The following is an 18,146-nucleotide window of genomic DNA, read 5'->3' as shown; positions in this document are numbered from 1 at the left end:
CCCTATCATAGCGAAAAATCCGGTCGCCTGCGCTTCGTTTTTCCTTCGCGCGTTATCCCCGCGACCGCACTTCGTAAATCGCAAACTTCAGATAATCGCCTTCATCAATGCCGGTCAGTTTCGGATGATCGATGCCTGCGCCGCTCCAGTGTACGAGACGCAGTACTTTCCTGGCGTCCACCGCTGCTTCCTGAATCGTCTCTGCGAACAGTTCCGGACTCATATGGTAGGAGCAGCTCGCCGTGACCAGATAGCCGCCGTCACGCACGAGCTTCAGGCCGTTCAGATTGATATCTTTGTAGCCGCGCTGCGCGCCTTTGACTGCACCGCGGGATTTCGCAAACGCCGGCGGGTCAAGGATAACTACATCCCACAGCTTGCCTTCTTTGACCGATTCGCGCAGATAATCGAATGCGTTGGCAACCACAAAGTCGACGCGATGCAGAAAGCCGTTCAACTTTACATTCCGTTTCGCCGTCTCGATCGCATGGTCAGAAATATCCAGGGTCGTTACTTTTTTCGCGCCATGCTTGCATGCGTTCAGCGTAAACGAGCCGGTGTGCGTAAAGCAGTCCAGCACTTCCGCGCCGTCCCAGAACGGATTCTTCACAACCTTGCCGCGGCGGTCTACCGGGCGCAGTTCGTTTATTCCATCCACCTCAACCTCCTGCATACGGATGCCATGTGCCTCTCCCCATCCGGTCATGATGGGCGCAATCGCCGAACGGTTTTCCCGCTGATCGAAGAAGTATCCGGTCTTCTGTCCATTCTCGATATCGACGATCAGCTTCAGACCATTCTCTTCAATCTCGATTTCCGTTTCCGATTCTCCGTACCAGAATCCCTTCTCCTGCTCCATCCCTTCCAACTCGCGCACATACACATCGTTTCTCAGATATACGGCTTTTGGCGCGAACACATCCAGCAGCGCATTCAGAATCCATTCTCTGCGCACTTCCATGCCGAGGGAGAGAATCTGCACGACAAGTACGTCTTCGAACTTGTCCACTACCAGACCCGGCATAAAATCGGCTTCACCATACAGGACACGGCAGGAACGAATGCCCGGCAGGAAGCGCTGTCGAAATTTCCAGGCCTCCCGAATACGAGACGTGAACAATTCCTGGTTTATCTCTTCATCCGGATTCCACGTCAGCAACCGCACAATCATTTGCGATTTGGGGTTAATATATCCCCTGCCCATGAAATGTCCCTGATGATTCACAACTTCCACAATCTCTCCGGGTACAACGTCGCCTTCGATCCGCTCCACTTCGCTCTGGAAAATCCACGGATGTCCCTGTTCGAGACGTTTGCGTCGATTCCGCACAAGAAAAACTTTTGTCACAATCATAATCCTCCATATTTCAAGTCGTCTGTCTTACAAACTTATAGCATACAATAGACATAATGGTAAAATAACGATAACAATCTTGAATGTCAATGGAGATTCCTATGACTAGAATTTGGAAACAAAACCGTTTTGTCCGGTTCGGTTACGAACTGGTGGACCGCTTCATAAAAGACGACGTATCCGGCATGTCCGCCCAGCTGGCCTATTACTTTTTATTGTCGATTTTCCCCTTTTTTATTTTTGCTTTCACTTTGATTGGTTACATGCCCATTTCGACAGAAAATGCACTGGCGATCATCCAGGTAATCGCTCCGGAGAAAGTGACCGAGCTTCTGCAGCAGAATCTGCACAGCTTTTTGAATACCCGCCGGGGCTGGCTGCTGTTTTTGAGTCTGGCCGGTACGCTTTGGACCTCCTCAAGTGCCATCCACGCGATCATTGTGGCGCTTAACCGGGCGTACAATGTGGCGGACGAACGATCCTACTTCATGTCACGGCTTCTGGCCATTCTGTTTACCATTGGCATGGTCATGGCAATTTTCGTAACGCTGCTTTTGCCCGTCTTCGGCAAAACGATTGAGGTGTTTTTCACTTCGCGTATGCATGTGCCCGACTATGTGCTGCTTATATGGAACTTGCTGCGCTGGGTGGTCAGCCTGATGTTTCTGATTAGCCTGTTTGCCTTTCTCTACTATTTCGCTCCCAGCTGCGACGTGAATTGGAAGGTGACGATTGTCGGTGCGCTGTTCGCCGGTCTTGGCTGGCTGGCCGTTTCTTACGGATTCTCTTATTACGTTAACAACTTCGGCAATTACTCGCTCACGTACGGAAGCCTTGGAGGCGTCATTATTTTGATGATCTGGTTTTACCTCTCGGCGATGATTTTGATTATGGGCGGACAGATTAACGCCCTGATCGAAAAATACACAGGGAAAAGCTGAAAAACTCGCGGGCGGTGCCGGTCTTTTCCCTCCCTTCGGGCCACACGCTCCACACGGAAAAAGCAACGGCCATCATACGCCCCATGTTTTTTTCCTTGCTTACGAATGGAGGGGAAAGAGAGAAGAGAATGATTTCAATGAGGAAAAAGGTGAACGCCTTTTTCTTCCCTGAATATTTTTTCCTCCTCTTCTCTTTCTTTTTTCCTTATCTCAACAGAATAGGGAGGAAGTATGGATGAAGACGCCTGTGCCGAAAATCGGTTTTTACTTCTCGCCGAACAACGTGACAATGGCACGACGCAATATCGAGACGCACGAATGGGCAAAACGACGCTTCGAGCAGATGCGGCAGCAATGCGACGACTTTCTTGCCGGATATTCCGATGAAGTAATTTACCAGTGCACACTGTCCATGCGGGGACAGACATTTGCCTACGGTATCTCCGGCTGCCCGTATTGCCAAAAATCCTTCCCTTCCTCACCGGAAGCGCAAAGCCGGATGTTTTCTCTTTTTCCCGATAAAACACTAACCTGCCCCAACTGTTCACATACGCTTCCAAATACGGATTTTCCCGACGACGGCCGCGGTTTCGTCCATAAAGGCAGCGCATACTATCCGGTTGGCATGTGGAATTTCTATACCGCCGGCTGGCTGTTGGGCGGCGTACGTGACCATGAGGGCATGGTCACAAAGCTAACCTATATGTATATGCTTACAGGAGAGAAAAAATACGCCCAAAAAGCGATTGTGATTCTGGATGCGTTTGCCGCCGTGTTTCCGGGTACGCTTGGGCCCCGCGATTTCACTCCGTACGCAAGCAAAGTCGAAATGGGACGGCTGCATCTGCTGACAAGCATTGTCCATCGTGTAAAGGTCTTTCTCGCCCATGACTATGACTGGCTCTATCACCTGGAAGATATGGATACACTCTCACCCGCGCTCACTTTGCTCGGCGAGCCGGGAACGGTGCGGGAAAATATCGAGAGAATGCTGCATGATTATATGCTGACAGAGCCGGGCGGACCCGCCTACAATCTCAAAGACGGAAACCTGACGGAGCTGCACAACCACGAGGCGGACGGGGTGCGTGCCATGCTGGCGGTAGGACTTGTCACGGAACAGCGGGAGTACTGCGAATGGGGCATCAACGCTACAGAAGTGTTTCTCTCCAACGCAGTAGGACGGGACGGCATGTATTTCGAAGGGTCGTACGGCTACTCCATGTTTACCATTACCGTCTTTCTCGATATGGCTCTTCTCTCCGTGCGGGCCGTTTCCGGCACACCCTCCGTCCCCTCCCACCCTTTCGCAAGCGAGAGATTTTTCCGGTTTGCCGTACAGAATCCGATGGAGATGCTCTGTCAGGGCCACCTTCCCTGCTACGGAGACTGGGGACAGGATCGGGTACGCAGTCGAGAACCCGATGCGAAAACGCTCAGGGACACATACCGGGCCGCGCTTCATTTCTATCACGTTTCCCCTCAATCCAATATACGTGATGAAGCGGCCGACTGGCTTAAGCGCCTGTACCCTCTTGTCTTTAGCCAGCTGGGAGAGAAGGGCATCGACTTATTTCTCTGGCATCCGGTGTGGAAACATACGGCGCCTTTGCACTTGCCGAAAGACGTAACCATCACCGGGCAGGCCGGTATCGGCATTCTGCGGGACACCAATGAAACAACAGTTCTCATGCGAACAGGAGCCAACCATACGCACGCACACGACGATGCGCTTGCCCTTACCTGCTATGCCTACGGCAAGGAAATCTCCGCCGACCTGGGCTATAGCGTATACGGATCCAACGGACACTATGGCTGGACAACGAAATCCATCGCTCATAATACGGTGGTTGTAAATAAAGACAATCAAATGAAAAAAGGCCAGCTTTACAAACCCTTTTCCGGCGGGGAGTTCTCGCTTCTGTATCGCTCGCCCGAAGCTGTGGTATATGAGGGGAAAGCGCCATCTCTGTACGGAACCGATGCGTTTCAGCGCATGGTAGGGCTCGTTCCGCTTCCGGACGGCTCTTCATATCTGGTTGATTTCTTCTACATTCGCGGAGCCGGTACATGCGATTACTCATTCCGCGCCTTTCATGAAAAAGCGGAGCTGACCCTCGAAGGCGTACGGCAGCTAACGGAAAAACAAGGCGGCTGGACGCTGGCCGGGGTCGAAAGCAGCGCCAAACTTTACTTTGACGAACCGGGCAAGAGTTTCGGGGAGCGGTTGACAACGGGAGAGACATTCGTGCCGCTGCTGGAAGGTGAGAAAACGCAGTATTGGACGCCCGCACCAAATAATGGCTACGGATTTATCTATGATATCCGGCAATACCACCCGCAGTTATCCTGTATAAAAGCGCGCTGGGAATCGGAAGAAGGGTATGAGATGGCCTGGCATGGACTTATGGATGCGGACGACCGGGTCATGACCGGGAAATACCCGAACCTGTCTGGAACAGAGCAGCATCCGATTCTCATCGTGCGCAGCCACCGGCCCACCAAACAGTACACCGCGCTTATCCATACGACGAAAAAAGAAAATCCACTGCGGATAACAGGCTTGCACCGGCTTAATGCCCGCGGCGGAGAAGTGACCGCTTTTGCGGTGGAAGCCGGCAGCGGCTGGCTCGACTTCTGGGCATACAGCCCGGTTGCCCAGTCGATTGCCGTACGTACCCGGTTCGGCGAATGGTGTATCGAAGGGCGCTGCGGATTTCTGCGCACCGACCGGACGGGAAAGCTCCTCGCCTATGCCTGCATTGAAGCCGTCTCTATGACATTTCAGGGAAAGAAAATGGAAGGAACGAAACGGGAATGGGTGCCCATCAAATCCATTGATTATAAAAAAAGAGCCCTCCGCCTCCGCCCGCATTCGATTCCGAAATCTGCGGACTATATCCGAATTGCTCCCGCGCCGGACGCCCCCGCCTCGCTGTATTCTGTAAAAGAAGTCCGTAACGGACAGGAAGAAGTAACCGTTCTTCTGCGCGATTCATTCTCTTTATCCAGAGGATTGATTGTATCCTGCGAAAAAAATACTATTCGTACCTGCTATCCTCTGCCGCTTGCCGCTTCTTTCCGCGGCAAACTTATGCTGGGCGAGCGGGGCGGACGCGCTGTAATCGAGGACGTACCCGATCTGAAAACCATACGCGCCCGCATCCTTGCCCCGTTCACCGGAGGGGAAGCATTCGACATTATCGACGCTGCCGAAGGGTATGTGACCCAGTGGCTATAGTTTACTTCTTCGCTGCCGCGATCGCGAGCAGAACCCAGCCAATCAGGAAGCAAACGCCGCCAATCGGCGTGATGGCGCCCAGCCAGCTGATCCCGGTCATCGCCAGGGCATACAGACTGAACGAGAAGAAAAGAATGCCGAACTGGTGGAACCAGCCCGCAAGCTTCAACTGCTTCATTCCGGCAATGCCGCGCTCGCCGAGGATGCCGATGCCAAGCAGACCCAGACCGTGAATCATATGATAGTGAACACCCGTTTTGTACACTTCCAGCAGACGATCCGCAATTCTTCCTTCAAGACCGTGGGCGCCGAACGCTCCCAGCGCCACCGACAGGAACAGGTTGATACTGCCGAGAATAATGAATAGTCGTGCCATCGCTATCTCCTTTGCTTTATGAAATCTCTTTTTTATTATAACAAACGTTTTTACAAACTTTTTGACAGAGTCTATACATCTTTTGTAATTAATTCTGAAAAATCCTTACTTTAATTTTCTTAAAAAACCACCATGGCATCTCAGCCGCAACTCCGACATGAAAATCGAGATGTCAAAAATAGTTTACAAAATGTCAAAAATAAATTACAATATATAAAAAAAGAGGCGATAAATCGAATATGCAGAGAAACGGACAATTATATAATAAATTGAATGTTCTAAGAGCCGAAAAAAAGTGGACTCAACAAGATTTAGCAAAAAAAGTTGGTGTTTCAAGACAAACTATTGCTTCGATTGAAGCAAATCGTTATAATCCATCTCTGATTTTAGCATTTGAGATTTCGGCTGTTTTTGACAAAGAAATACAGGAGGTTTTTCAATACAAATTAAATAAGGGAGAATAGTTATGTATACTATTATTGGTATGGTTTTATCTTTTATTGGGCTTGTAGCAGTCATCTTTTCCGCGTATTTCATTAAAAAAGAAGGAGGAGATGAAAGAGGTAATAAAATATTAGGTATAGCAGGAATGACCGTTTATTTTTCATTTCTGTTAGGGTATTTAATTATTTTTATTATCAATATCACATTTCCATTAAATAGAGAACAGTTTACTTTTGCCTTAACTTGTTTATTTGCATTAGTTGTCATATCTTACTCTGCAACGATTATAAAATTGAAGAGACAGTATTAGAATATTGAAATTTATGTTTAACCGAGCGAGCCTTGAAAATAAGAAAAATAAAGAAGGAAAGAGGATCTGAAGCAAAAAAGACCTGTCTCCGCTTCCCATACGGAAAGCGTGACAGGTCTTTCATTTCTTTACGATGGCTCTATTTAAAGTACGCTATACTGCTCTTCATGCATATCTGTGATAAACATATGTCCCGGCGCGTGCGTAATCATAATCTCCGGCTTCACATGCATGGCCACCGCCTGCGGCGTTACCCCGCACGCCCAGAAAACGGGAACTTCCCCTTCCTTCACGGTCACACGGTCCCCGAAGTCCGGCTGGTCGATATCCAGGATGCCGATAGATGCCGGATTCCCGATATGAATGGGTGCGCCATGCACCGCCGGAAAGCGGCTCGTTACCTGGGTGGCACGCACGACGTCTTTCTCAGGAACCGGACGCATGCTTACAACCATAGGTCCTTCAAACGGTCCGGCTTTCACGCATGGAATGTTCGTTTTGTACATCGGTACGTTGCAGCCTTCTTCAATGTGACGCACCGGAATGCCGTTCCTAAGCATCGCCTGCTCGAACGTAAAGCTGCAGCCCAGCAGGAACGCGACCATATCGTCTTCCCAATAGGATGTAATGTCCGTCACTTCGTCCACCAGCTCTCCATGTCTGTACACACGGTACGCCGGAACATCAGTACGAAGATCGGCTCCCGGCGCCACCAGCTGCGGCACCGGCGATCCGGCTTCTGTAACATCCAGCACCGGGCATGGTTTTGGGTTGCGCTGACAGAACAAAAGAAATTCAAACGCAAGTTCTTTCTTCAAAATCGCCAGGTTAGCCTGCGTATAGCCCGCGGCCATTCCGGACGTCGGTTTGCGCCATTTCCCCTCCCGGATGAGCGCTCGTGCTTCAGACGGAGTCAGTGCGGCTACATTCTGCATCTTTCTTTCCTCCTGTATTATGATTTATTTCTTACGCAAAAAGCTTCGGAAGTTCTGTGAACATTGTCATACCGCTCATAATCGCCATTACCACAACGATTACCGCGCCGAAAATCGTCAGCCAAAGCGGGTGCTTATAGTCGCCGACGATTTTTGTTCTATACGCGGCCACAAGAATCACACCGAGCGAAATCGGCAGAATCATCCCATTTAATGCACCAACGAGAATCAGCACATTTACCGGCTTACCAATTAAGACAAATACAATAGTAGAAATAGCAATAAAGGCAATAATAATCGCGCGATGATATTTCTCCAGCGTAGAACTGAATGTCCGAATAAACGATACGGATGTATATGCAGCGCCGACAACCGATGTAATGGCCGCCGCCCACATAACGATGCCGAAAATTTTGTAGCCGATGTTGCCGGCCGCAAGCTGGAAGACGGATGCCGGCGGATTTTTCGGATCAAGCGCCAGGCCCTGCGCTACAATACCAAGCGCCGCCAGGAACAATACAATGCGCATGATGGAAGCAATACCGATAGCAGATACGGCGCTTCGGTTAACTTGAGGCAGCGCTTCTCTTCCCTTAATGCCCGCATCCAGCAAGCGGTGTCCACCCGAAAATGTGATATAACCGCCAACCGTTCCGCCGACCAGTGTAACGATAGCCAAAAAGTCAACCTTCTCCGGTACAAATGTTCTTACAACCGCTTCTCCAAGCGGCGGTTGTGATGTAATCGCTACGTAAACCGTAAGACCAATCATGACGAAACCCGCAATCTGAGCAAAGCGGTCCATCGCTTTTCCAGCCTCTTTGATAACAAAAATCGCAATTGCGATAATCCCGCTTATAAGTGCTCCCATCTCCGGCGTAATGCCGAACAGTACGTTCAGACCGAGACCGGCCCCCCCGACGTTTCCTATATTGAATGCCAGGCCCCCGATTACGATTAGAAACGCAAGAACGTAGCCGAGTCCCGGCAGCACCATATTGGCAATGTCCTGCGCCCGCTTCTCCGACACAGCGATAACACGCCAGATGTTCATCTGCGCACCGATATCCAAAATAATAGATACCAGAATAACGAAACCGAAGCTTGCCGCCAATTGGCTGGTAAACACGGTTGTTTGTGTAAGAAAGCCCGGTCCGATTGCCGATGTCGCCATCAAAAATGCAGCGCCGAGCAGTACGCTTGCGGTTCCTTTTTTGTCCATGATGAATCCCCCTTTAGTTGCGATGTAGAATTGGTGTATAACCGGTATGATTATTTACTTCCAACGGCCTGGACAGATACGTCAGCCTGTCGCAGTAACTCCCGAATGGTTCTGGCAAACTCAAGCGCATGGGCGCCATCGCCATGGATACAGACGGTATCTGCCTGAATGTTGATATCCTGCTTCTGCATGGTGTACACTTTTTTCTCTTTTACCATACGAACAACCTGATGCACTGCCTGCTCGGTATCCGTAATCAGCGCATCCGGCTCCCGGCGCGAGGTCAGCGTGCCGTCAATCTGGTACGTACGATCCGCAAACACTTCGTTCGCCGTACGCAGGCCGATTTTCTCCCCGGCTTTCACCAGCTCACTGCCGGATAGGCCGAACAAAATCAACTCCGGATCTACCTTGTAAACCGCTTCAGCAATTCCTTCCGACAAACCCGGATTCTTTGCGGCCATATTATACAACGCGCCGTGCGGTTTGACGTGTTGCATCCGGCCGCCGGATGCTTTAACGAATCCGTATAATGCGCCGATCTGGTATACGACCATGTCGTACGCTTCCCGCGGCGTTATATCCATGTTGCGCCGTCCGAACCCTTCCAAATCGGGAAGGCCGGGATGCGCACCAATCGCCACTCCTTTTTCAAGTGCCATATCCACTGTGCTGCGCATGACAGCCGGTCCGCCGGCATGAAATCCGCAGGCGATATTGGCCGACGTAACATACGATAGAATCTCTTCGTCTGATCCCATCCGGTATGCTCCGAAGCTTTCACCCATGTCGCAATTGATGTCTACTCGATACATACGCTTCCTCCTCTACACTGCTTTTATCGATAACGCAGGGCAATGCCCTGTTTTACCTGTTGAATCTGCTTCTCTCGTGCAAGATAGAGCGCTTCCGCTTCTTCAAGTGAAACCTCCTGAAAACGAATCTTTTCTCCCGGTTTTACCTGAGCTATCACAGGCAAATCAACAGAGATAATCTGGGCGATTTTCGGATAGCCGCCCGCGGTCTGCCGGTCCGCCAGCAGCGCAATCGGCTGTCCCTCCGGCGGCACCTGCACCGTACCGAACGCCACCGATGATGAGAGCATTTCCAGCGGTTCCGTAAGCGAAAGCTCCGGTCCCTTCAGACGATACCCCATCCGGTCGGATTGCGGTGTAACCTGAAACGTTGAAGCAAAGAACGCTTCCCTGCTTTCCTTCGTAAACCGGTCGAACTGCGCACCGCGCAGCACACGGACGGTCGGATTCACATCATAGTCCGGGAATACGTCTACGCTTATGCTCCATCCTGACGCAATCGTATCACCCCCCTGAGCTGAAAGCTTCTGCATTTTCCATTCCGCCCGTTCAGAAGGCTGACCTGCTTCCAGCACATCCCCTTCTTTTAGCGCCCGCCCCTGATATCCACCGATACCAGCGCGCAAATATGTACTGCGGCTTCCCAACACTTTCTCTACGGCAAACCCGCCCGCCATTGCCAAATACGCGCGGCAACCGGACACACAGCCACGGAAGTTCAAAATGCTGCCTTTCTTTATATACACGGGACGCCATTGCGGAATAGATTGACCGTCCACCTCAGGCGACAAATCGGCACCACAGACAGCAACCAGTGCACTTTCTTCAAATTCTAATTTTGGACCTATTAAAGTAATCTCCAGCCCTGCTTCGCCTTCATCATTGCCGACCAGCAGATTGGCCATTCGCAGCGAGAACGTATCCATCGCACCGCTTACGATCACGCCGCGCTGCTGGAATCCATACCGGCCCAAATCCTGTATGCTTGTCAGCAATCCCGGGCGCAGCACTTTTACCCTCATTCACCTCCCTCCTTCCATTCATCGTATTCATGCCGGGAAATTGCCCGGAAACGAATGTGATCGCCTGCCGTAAGCAGTGTCGGCGAATCGCTGTCCGGAACAAACAGCTTAAGCGGAGTCCGTCCGATAAGTTGCCAGCCTCCCGGCGTTTCAATCGGGTAGACACCTGTCTGTTTCCCGGCAATACCGACCGAGCCGGCGGGAATAGAGAGGCGGGGCGATGGGCGGCGCGGCGCGGCAATTGCCTCCGGCATGCCGCCGAGATACGGAAAACCGGGCGCGAAGCCAATCATGTATACGAGATATTCCGCTTCGCTGTGAATGCGTATGACTTCTTCCGGCGTCAGCCCGTTATGTTTGGCTACAAACTCGAGATCGGGGCCAAATTCTTCTCCATAGCAGACAGGAATCTCGATCACGCGCGTCGGCACATCCGCTTCCGCTTCTATATCTGTGAGCGTATCTTTCAGCAAGCTGCACATCTGTTGATAGGGGGAAGGCGGAGCTAATGTTTTGTTTTCCGTCAGGCGTATGCCCATTTCTTTCAGTACAAGACACGGATCGTAAAACACCGTGACCGTTGTAAAAGCGGGAACATATTCTATCATGCCGGGAATGGGCCGCTCCGCAAGCCGCATGGACAGCGCTTTTACTTTGCGGTGTACATCCTCTGAAATCTCGTCTCCCAATTCAATTACCACCGCAGCGTCTCCTAGCGGGAGTAATTTCATGCGTCTTCACCTCGCTTTTTTCTGTGAAAATCGTGAGGAAAGAAGGAGAGGATAGAGGAAAGGAGATCCGGGGAAGAAAAAGGCCTTCGCCTTTTTCCACATTAAAATCCTCTTCTCATTCCTTTCTCTTTTTTCCTTCGTACCACAAAAGTCAGCTGGCCTTCCCGTAATTTTCATGTCGAGGTTGCGGCAGAAAAGCCATAGTTATTTTCTTTAAAACCAAGCTGACAGGAAATTTCGAACGCGGTCCGCTTAATTTTTTCAATGAGCGGCGGTAGATTTTCACCCCGGTAATGAGCTTCCAGCCCGGCCATGCTAATTCCGGCCACAACCTCGCCCCTGTGGTTAAAAACCGGAGCGGCCACCGCCGCCGAATAATCTTCCAGCTCTGAATAACTGACGGAGTACCCGTTCTTTCTCGTCTGCATAACGGTTTCCCACAGTTGATCCCGGTCCGTAATCGTTCCGGAAGCAATCGCCTTCAATTCAACTTTATTGATATAGCGTTCGACTTCTTCCAGAGACATATACGAGAGAAGAATCCGGGAACAGGCTCCCGCATACAGCGGCGTGCGTCTGCCTACCCTCGTATAAAGCCGGACCGGATTCTGCGTATCCACCTTCTCAATGTAGATCGCTTCATCGCCTTCCCGAACGATTAAATTAACCGCCTCTTTCATTTCATCACGCAATCTGCGCATAAAAGGCAGGGCGATCTGCCGAATATCGAGCCGTTCAGCCACAAGCTGCCCCAATTTCAGAAAAATAAGACCAAGCGAATACTTTCCTTCACCGTCCCGGACAAGAAATCCCATTTCTTCCAGCGATTTTACCTGGCGATATACAGACGTCTTTGGCATGCCCGTTACATCAACCATTTCCTGAAGCGTCAGCCGATCATGAGAGTAAAATATCTGTAATATTTCAAGCGATTTGACTACAGTTTTATTCCTGCTCACCGCACTCCTCCGTTCCGAATTTCGGAATAACTATTCCGAATTTAATATAATTATCTGTTATAATAAAATCATCTGAATAAAAACTCAAGCCATATGTAAGATTTTTTTACAGATACAGTTGTTAGAAAAACAAAAAAAATGATAATGATAGAAAACGACTCTGGTGTTTCTGCCGCAACCCCGGCATGAAAATCATAAAAAGGGCGGCTGACTTTTGTGGTACGAAGGAAAAAAGAGAAAGGAATGAGAAGAGGATTTTAATGTAGAAAAAGGCGAACGCGGCCAGGTTTTCCCTTCGAAAGAGCGTCGTTCTGAAGTGTACGCCAAGTATACGTCGAAGGCATCCATCGCGAAAAGCTGAAATGCAAGAAACGTCCCAAATCCACGCAAATGGATCTCGGGACGCTTTTTCTTTGAAAATTTAGAGACTAAGCGAGATGGATTTTAAGAAATTGCCTGCCTGCGGATATGGTAGAAACTATATAAAAATAATACAGTCCCAAAGCCGAGAAGAACCAGCATAATCTGAAAAATGTCCAAAAACTGATAGTCACCTGCTACCAGCGGTTTCATACCGGCCAATGTCCAACCTTGCGGCGTGCATAACGAAAACGTCCTGACCGGGCCTGTAAGCGGCAGGAATGGCCAGAAGCATCCTCCGATAAATCCGGTCAGCAGCGCGAGTAACGGGGCCCCGGTCTCAAGTTGCCGACCGGTTTTAAAAACCGCCGAGAAAAGCATACCGAGTCCGATAACCGCAAATATATACGCGCCAAGCAGCGCGTACTGCAGCGGATGAAATACGAGTGAAGCACCGAACAAAAGCCGGGCCAGCACAGCGCAGACGCCAACCAGAAATAAGGAAAGCAGGCCTAGCGCGGCAATGTTGCCAGCATAAAATTTCCACAGCATGCCGGGTACGGACATCATCCGCTTGAGCGTTCCGTTATCGCGTTCCTCAAGCAACCACCGGCTGTGCAGCGTCACAAACATCAATATAAACACCAGCAGCATGCCTATTCCGGTCAGCGCCGCATTCGATACGCTCGTCAACCTGTTCACCGTCTGTACACCACCGCCTGCCATCTCCTTATAATCAATCGTCATCAGCGGCTTTGGTTCCCATTGAGAATCTGTATATTTCCAGACCTTCTCCCAGAGAGAGCCTGAAGCGGGTGATGTCAATCCATACAGTCGATAGATCTGTTCGGCGCTGTTTGCGGCACCCGCATTGGCCGACAGCCGCATCACCTCACTGCCGAGCATCTCGCCAAGAATTCCGTATGACAGCGAGCCCGGATTCTTCAGCATCTCCACCGTATCGTCTGTATCTTCTTCCAGGATGGCGTCTTTTAGCCCTGCCTTAATGACGAACGCGGCTTCTACTTTAAAGCTTTCTGTTAGCTTATACGCTTCGTCGCGGCTGACACGGAGTACGCGTATGCCTTCTTTGTCCGCAAACCGATCTACGATTAATCTAGAATAATCGCTTCCGTCTTCATCCGCTACCGCCACGGGAATAACGGACTGTTTCTCAAAGCTTTGCGTGGCATTCAAAATAAATACGAATACGAAGGGAAATGCCAGCAGCAAAAGAAGGAACACCCGATCCTGTAGCATCAACCGCAGCCTGAGTTTTAACACCTGTAATATTGCGTACATCTACTTCCTCCCCACAAACGGCAGAAGTATTGCGGCTATCGTAAGCAGCACACAGCCAATGATCAGCAGCATCCTCGTCTCCGGCCAGACGGAAAGCGATTCGTCACCGGAGAAAATCTTCAGCATGCCGTGCATGGCCCACCGGGTAAACGTAAATTCACTCGCTGTCTGCAGACTGTCCGACAGGGAGAACAACGGATAAATGTTCCCGCCGATAATAGCCAGAAAAAATGTGCCGATGTATCCGAGCAGCTCCGTCCCTTTGGAGAACAAGCCGAGAACCGCCAGCAAAAACGACCAGGAAGCAACAGCGAACGCAGTTGCCGTAAAAACGAACAGAAACGAAGCCGGCTGTGCACCCAGATAATTATCGAATAACAGGCTCGCTCCGATGACCAGCAGTGCGGTCTGTATCCACAGTAGCAGAAATATACCGAAGAACTTCCCGGTAAATACCTGCCACATGCCGACAGACGCAGCCCGAAACCTGTCCAGCATTCCCAGCTCCTTTTCCTCGGCCAGGGAACGGCTGCCCCGAATGCCGAGAAAGCTGACGAATACGACCGCGAGCGCGGACGTAAAGTACTCCGGAAAACTCACCTGCGGAATCGACGAAAGCGTAATTTCCTCGTAGATTTCATTGCGTCCAAGCGCCCGCATCATGAAATCAAGCACGCTGTCTTTCATTACCCGATCCAGTTGTTCGGCACTCGCCCCTCCATCTCTTGCGGCATGCCAGACCGCCTTTACGGCGCTCTGCCCGGCCGACAGGTCATTCATGGCGCTAATAAGCTGATTCTTTATCTGATCGGCCTGCTCTTTGCGCGTCCGGTTGCCGATGAATTCGACCGGATAGTTGTCGCCGCTGTACAGGCTGGCCGTAAATCCTTTTGGAATCATAATGGCGCCTGCAATCCGGTTCGTCTCAAGCATCCGCATTGCCTGCGTTCTTTCTGTTTTATGTACGGTAATAAATCCTTTCATGTAATCCAGCTCTTCCAACTGCCGGCTGATCATCTTCGTATTGAACGTTTGGTCTTCATCCACAAATGCAATCTCAAACGCCTGGCTATACCGGCTGGAAAACAAATACGGCGAAAGCACCTGGACAAAAAGCCAGATGAAAAACAGCGGCAGCACCAGCAGGAGTCCAATCGCCTTTCGGTCACGCCAGTATAAAGTCAGCTCTTTTAAAATCAAGGTTTTTACCAGCACAACGGCAATCTCACTCCTTTCCTATACCGCAAGCATAAGAAGGAGCCTTGACAGGCTCCTTCCCCTCTTGCATTACGGCATCATCATTCCCGCGTCTGCCGGAATAATACCCAGCTGCTGGAACAATGCCATATTTTTCATCATGAACTGCATGCTTCCCTGCTGAATCTCCTGCTGAATCTGCATCATCTGCTGGTCGGTCATTGTCGCGAGGTTGATGCTGTTCTGTGCATTCAGCTCCGGCAGCTTCACGCCCGCTACGTTGAATTTCTCGTTGCTCTTCATATCGAGCGAAATCTTCTTCGGCATGGTTGGATCGTCCTGCGGCCCGCTCATTTCCACTTTATAATCCGCGATCCGCGTTTTATCTTTATCGTTATTCGTTACCGTACCTTTCCAGCTCAGCACAATCGGCTCAGACTGTCCGCTTTCGTTGTCATTAATCTTTACTTTTACGTCCTGATTCTGCTTGTTCCCCTCTTTTGTCATTGCAAAGTCGGCTTCCGCTACCACGTCGGTCAGCGTGCTGCTGCCCGTCTTATCGACAACGGTAAACTTCACATTGCCTTTGCAATTCTCGCCTTCTTTTTTGTTTACATAGGCGATGTTCACTTTTTCTTCCATATTGTCAGATTTCTTCGTGTTTACGTCGAAAACAACATGGTCTTTGTTTTCTTTGTCCTGGAAACTCACGAGCTTCAACGTATTTTTATCGCCGGATTTCGTATCATTCATTTCAATCGTCCTGCTGAGAATGTTGTCTTCTTTGTCCGCATAGACAATCATTTTTATACCGTCACCGTACTCACCGTTATCGATCGAACGGTCTGCCTCTTCTTTGAATTCGGCGAATTTCTTTTTAAACTCTTCTTTGCTCAGCTTCGGCAAATCTTCCGGCGAGCCTGATGCTGTCAACTCGGCTAATTTCTGATAGCGAGGATATAATAAGTCCTGAAGCTTTTGGTCTTTGGAAATTTTATCCGCCATCTTTTTCATCAGCTGCTTATATTGCTCCGGAGTGAACGTAACCGTAATTTCCTTCGCGTCCATTTTCACGCCCGCCTCTTCAAATGTGGCGTTTTTCTTCACGCTAACCTGATCATTCTGGATGCTATCAGCATACAGCATAGCGTACTCGCGCATAATCGGCTGCAGCTCTTCCTTCGGAATTTGGATAAGATCCAGGTATTCTTTCTGGGACGGGATGCTTTCCGGAATGCCCGGGATGCCGTATTTCTGCTCGATGACGGCTTTATCTTTCCAGTTGAAATATCCGTATTTGTTGTATAAAGCGGGAACACCGAATCCCAGCTTTTCAGCGTCATAGAAGAACTCGACACCGATGACGTTGTTGTTCTTTATATTTACATCAGCTTTCAGGAAATTCTTTTTGTTCTTATCGTCCATTTTTGATTCCACGACCACTTTGGCGTCTTTTACGATTTCCATGATTTTTGCCTCTTGCGGATCGGTTGTCTGCATATCAACCGTTAGATTGGACAACTCTATCTTCTGTTCTACAGCCCCTTCCAGATACGGTTTAGCGTACTCGTTATACTTCTGGTTGTATTCTTCTATCATCTCGGAAAAGTTCTGCATTTCTTTCGCTTCCGCTTCGAGATAGACGGTTTTGTCGCTTTTGAATACGTCGAAGAAAGCGTACGCCGAATATAGTCCCCCTGCCGCTACCAGCAGAACTACCAGCACCAGAATCAGTGGCATTTTACCTCTTGCCATGTTGTTGTTCCCCCTCCAAATAATGTTGAACCTCTTGTGTCACGCCCACGGCGAGGAGCTCTCCGCCTTTTAAAACTCCAATACGGTCACACGCCTCCATCTCTTCCAGGTGATGGCTGGTGTAAAGAATAGTACTCCCGCGCCTGCTCATCTCTTTGAGCGCCTGGATAATCTGTCGGCGGGAGCGGACGTCTACGCCGGCCGTCGGCTCGTCAAGAATCAGCAGATCGGGCCGGTGCAGCAGCGCCACTCCCAGATTCAGCCTGCGCTTCATTCCCCCGGAATACGCCTCTACGCGTTCTTTGATTCTATCGCGCAGGTCGATGATATCCATCACTTCATCCATGCGCAGCACCAGCTCTTTTCCCCTGAGGCCGCACATCTTGCCCCAGAATGCGAGATTATCGATACCGCGCAGGGAAGGATATAACGCCAATTCCTGCGGGACGTAGCCGATGCGCTTTTTGATTGCGGCTCCGCCCCGATGCACGGAGGTACCGTCGATGAGCACTTCTCCACCGCTCGGCTTGACGACCGACGCGATGATAGAGAGAAGCGTGGACTTTCCGGCCCCGTTCTCGCCTGCCACACCGAACATTTCGCCCTGCGCAATATCAAGATTGATGCTGTTCAGCACACTTTTTTGACCGTATTTCTTGCTGATGTTGCGAATCGTAATAAACACGGTGGATTTTTTCTCTCTCCTCTCCTGGCAGGACAACCAGATTATTTTAATAGCTGATTAGCGCCGCCATCAATAAGCCTGTGGCGATGCTAAGCCGGGATGCAAAAAGCCCCACCGCCACGTTGCCTTTCGGAATTTCCGAGACAACTCGGAACGGTGTAATCAGTTCAAACAAATAGAACACAAGCACCTGGAATATGGTAGCTACCACACCCCAGATGACAAGATCGAGCAGGTTGACAGAGTTATAGATCGCAGAAGCCAAAACGATGGACAGACCGATCATCTTTCCACCCAAATCATGAGCGGCAGCCTTTGCGGCGCGTTGTTTCTGCACGTCGTTCGTATCGGCCCCTTCCCGGATAAGCGCATACTCTTTATAAGGAGTCGTAAATATAAACACCAGCATGCCGAAGCCGAGCAGCGGAAGCGTAACAGCCAGATAAACCAGAAAATTCAAAATGTTATCCCATTGCGACGCCATGGTCAATCTCCTC

17 protein-coding genes are annotated in these 18,146 nt (G+C 50.2%); 4 read left to right on the top strand and 13 right to left on the bottom strand.

All coding sequences use genetic code 11. The features are described from left to right. Positions 1–52 precede the first annotated feature (52 nt). A complete protein-coding gene (locus ADA01nite_RS15660) occupies positions 53–1,348 on the bottom strand; it encodes a class I SAM-dependent rRNA methyltransferase (RefSeq protein WP_146811215.1) in 1,296 nt (431 codons plus the stop codon). 107 nt (positions 1,349–1,455) lie between these two features. Here ADA01nite_RS15660 and ADA01nite_RS15655 point away from each other — a divergent pair, with 107 nt between their 5' ends. Next, the gene (locus tag ADA01nite_RS15655) at positions 1,456–2,295 is read left to right on the top strand and encodes a YihY/virulence factor BrkB family protein (RefSeq protein ID WP_146811214.1); all 840 of its coding nucleotides are present in this window, start codon (positions 1,456–1,458) and stop codon (positions 2,293–2,295) included. 235 nt (positions 2,296–2,530) lie between these two features. Continuing rightward, positions 2,531–5,536: a heparinase II/III domain-containing protein gene (locus ADA01nite_RS15650; protein WP_146811213.1), complete on the top strand. Its 3,006-nt coding sequence runs from the start codon at positions 2,531–2,533 to the stop codon at positions 5,534–5,536. A gap of 1 nt (position 5,537) precedes the next feature. Here ADA01nite_RS15650 and ADA01nite_RS15645 read toward each other — a convergent pair whose 3' ends face one another. Beyond that, entirely contained in the window at positions 5,538–5,912 is a 375-nt protein-coding gene (locus ADA01nite_RS15645) for a DUF423 domain-containing protein (RefSeq protein WP_146811212.1), read from the bottom strand. Positions 5,913–6,151: 239 nt separating this feature from the next. Between ADA01nite_RS15645 and ADA01nite_RS15640 the strand changes: the two genes are divergently transcribed. Both ADA01nite_RS15640 and ADA01nite_RS15635 read left to right on the top strand, forming a co-directional pair. Further along, on the top strand, positions 6,152–6,376 hold the full coding sequence (locus tag ADA01nite_RS15640) for a helix-turn-helix transcriptional regulator (protein WP_146811211.1): 225 nt from the start codon (positions 6,152–6,154) through the stop codon (positions 6,374–6,376). Positions 6,377–6,378: 2 nt separating this feature from the next. Beyond that, positions 6,379–6,666, top strand: a complete 288-nt coding sequence (locus ADA01nite_RS15635; protein ID WP_146811210.1) for a DUF2178 domain-containing protein — start codon at positions 6,379–6,381, stop codon at positions 6,664–6,666. A 143-nt stretch (positions 6,667–6,809) separates the two neighbouring features. Here ADA01nite_RS15635 and ADA01nite_RS15630 read toward each other — a convergent pair whose 3' ends face one another. The 11 genes from ADA01nite_RS15630 to ADA01nite_RS15580 all read right to left on the bottom strand — a co-directional run bounded on the left by ADA01nite_RS15630 (position 6,810) and on the right by ADA01nite_RS15580 (position 18,133). Then, entirely contained in the window at positions 6,810–7,601 is a 792-nt protein-coding gene (locus ADA01nite_RS15630; RefSeq protein ID WP_146811209.1) for a putative hydro-lyase, read from the bottom strand. Positions 7,602–7,632: 31 nt separating this feature from the next. Then, on the bottom strand, positions 7,633–8,823 hold the full coding sequence (locus ADA01nite_RS15625) for an NRAMP family divalent metal transporter (protein WP_146811208.1): 1,191 nt from the start codon (positions 8,821–8,823) through the stop codon (positions 7,633–7,635). 50 nt (positions 8,824–8,873) lie between these two features. Beyond that, positions 8,874–9,638, bottom strand: a complete 765-nt coding sequence (locus ADA01nite_RS15620) for a LamB/YcsF family protein (RefSeq protein WP_146811207.1) — start codon at positions 9,636–9,638, stop codon at positions 8,874–8,876. A gap of 23 nt (positions 9,639–9,661) precedes the next feature. Continuing rightward, the gene (locus ADA01nite_RS15615; protein ID WP_146811206.1) at positions 9,662–10,660 is read right to left on the bottom strand and encodes a 5-oxoprolinase subunit C family protein; all 999 of its coding nucleotides are present in this window, start codon (positions 10,658–10,660) and stop codon (positions 9,662–9,664) included. Beyond that, the gene (gene pxpB, locus ADA01nite_RS15610; RefSeq protein ID WP_146811205.1) at positions 10,657–11,391 is read right to left on the bottom strand and encodes a 5-oxoprolinase subunit PxpB; all 735 of its coding nucleotides are present in this window, start codon (positions 11,389–11,391) and stop codon (positions 10,657–10,659) included. Before pxpB ends, ADA01nite_RS15615 begins: the two co-directional genes overlap by 4 nt. Positions 11,392–11,564: 173 nt before the next feature. After that, positions 11,565–12,350, bottom strand: a complete 786-nt coding sequence (locus tag ADA01nite_RS15605) for an IclR family transcriptional regulator (protein WP_246147367.1) — start codon at positions 12,348–12,350, stop codon at positions 11,565–11,567. Positions 12,351–12,794: 444 nt separating this feature from the next. Beyond that, a complete protein-coding gene (locus tag ADA01nite_RS15600) occupies positions 12,795–14,012 on the bottom strand; it encodes an ABC transporter permease (RefSeq protein WP_146811204.1) in 1,218 nt (405 codons plus the stop codon). Continuing rightward, on the bottom strand, positions 14,013–15,227 hold the full coding sequence (locus ADA01nite_RS15595; RefSeq protein ID WP_170230317.1) for an ABC transporter permease: 1,215 nt from the start codon (positions 15,225–15,227) through the stop codon (positions 14,013–14,015). Between the two features lie 72 nt (positions 15,228–15,299). Beyond that, positions 15,300–16,964 (bottom strand): DUF6583 family protein, encoded by a 1,665-nt coding sequence (locus ADA01nite_RS15590; RefSeq protein ID WP_146811202.1) that lies wholly within the window; start codon positions 16,962–16,964, stop codon positions 15,300–15,302. Further along, positions 16,951–17,649, bottom strand: a complete 699-nt coding sequence (locus tag ADA01nite_RS15585; protein WP_146811201.1) for an ABC transporter ATP-binding protein — start codon at positions 17,647–17,649, stop codon at positions 16,951–16,953. Before ADA01nite_RS15585 ends, ADA01nite_RS15590 begins: the two co-directional genes overlap by 14 nt. A 46-nt stretch (positions 17,650–17,695) precedes the next feature. Next, entirely contained in the window at positions 17,696–18,133 is a 438-nt protein-coding gene (locus ADA01nite_RS15580) for a DUF350 domain-containing protein (RefSeq protein ID WP_146811200.1), read from the bottom strand. Between the last annotated feature and the right edge of the window lie 13 nt (positions 18,134–18,146).

Origin of the sequence: Aneurinibacillus danicus, from assembly GCF_007991215.1 — a bacterium.
Taxonomy (GTDB): Bacteria; Bacillota; Bacilli; order Aneurinibacillales; family Aneurinibacillaceae; genus Aneurinibacillus; species Aneurinibacillus danicus.
Note: the sequence above shows the minus strand (reverse complement) of the source record. Positions and strands in the feature narration are given on the sequence as shown.

What these genes read in the sequence shown, in the direction of transcription:
- ADA01nite_RS15620 (WP_146811207.1), bottom strand. Translation starts at nt 9,638, where the DNA reads ATGTATCGAGTAGACATCAATTGCGACATGGGTGAAAGCTTCGGAGCA.
- ADA01nite_RS15590 (WP_146811202.1), bottom strand. Translation starts at nt 16,964, where the DNA reads ATGGCAAGAGGTAAAATGCCACTGATTCTGGTGCTGGTAGTTCTGCTG.
- ADA01nite_RS15655 (WP_146811214.1), top strand. Translation starts at nt 1,456, where the DNA reads ATGACTAGAATTTGGAAACAAAACCGTTTTGTCCGGTTCGGTTACGAA.
- pxpB (WP_146811205.1), bottom strand. Translation starts at nt 11,391, where the DNA reads ATGAAATTACTCCCGCTAGGAGACGCTGCGGTGGTAATTGAATTGGGA.
- ADA01nite_RS15600 (WP_146811204.1), bottom strand. Translation starts at nt 14,012, where the DNA reads ATGTACGCAATATTACAGGTGTTAAAACTCAGGCTGCGGTTGATGCTA.
- ADA01nite_RS15650 (WP_146811213.1), top strand. Translation starts at nt 2,531, where the DNA reads ATGAAGACGCCTGTGCCGAAAATCGGTTTTTACTTCTCGCCGAACAAC.
- ADA01nite_RS15630 (WP_146811209.1), bottom strand. Translation starts at nt 7,601, where the DNA reads ATGCAGAATGTAGCCGCACTGACTCCGTCTGAAGCACGAGCGCTCATC.
- ADA01nite_RS15645 (WP_146811212.1), bottom strand. Translation starts at nt 5,912, where the DNA reads ATGGCACGACTATTCATTATTCTCGGCAGTATCAACCTGTTCCTGTCG.
- ADA01nite_RS15635 (WP_146811210.1), top strand. Translation starts at nt 6,379, where the DNA reads ATGTATACTATTATTGGTATGGTTTTATCTTTTATTGGGCTTGTAGCA.
- ADA01nite_RS15580 (WP_146811200.1), bottom strand. Translation starts at nt 18,133, where the DNA reads ATGGCGTCGCAATGGGATAACATTTTGAATTTTCTGGTTTATCTGGCT.
- ADA01nite_RS15615 (WP_146811206.1), bottom strand. Translation starts at nt 10,660, where the DNA reads ATGAGGGTAAAAGTGCTGCGCCCGGGATTGCTGACAAGCATACAGGAT.
- ADA01nite_RS15640 (WP_146811211.1), top strand. Translation starts at nt 6,152, where the DNA reads ATGCAGAGAAACGGACAATTATATAATAAATTGAATGTTCTAAGAGCC.
- ADA01nite_RS15625 (WP_146811208.1), bottom strand. Translation starts at nt 8,823, where the DNA reads ATGGACAAAAAAGGAACCGCAAGCGTACTGCTCGGCGCTGCATTTTTG.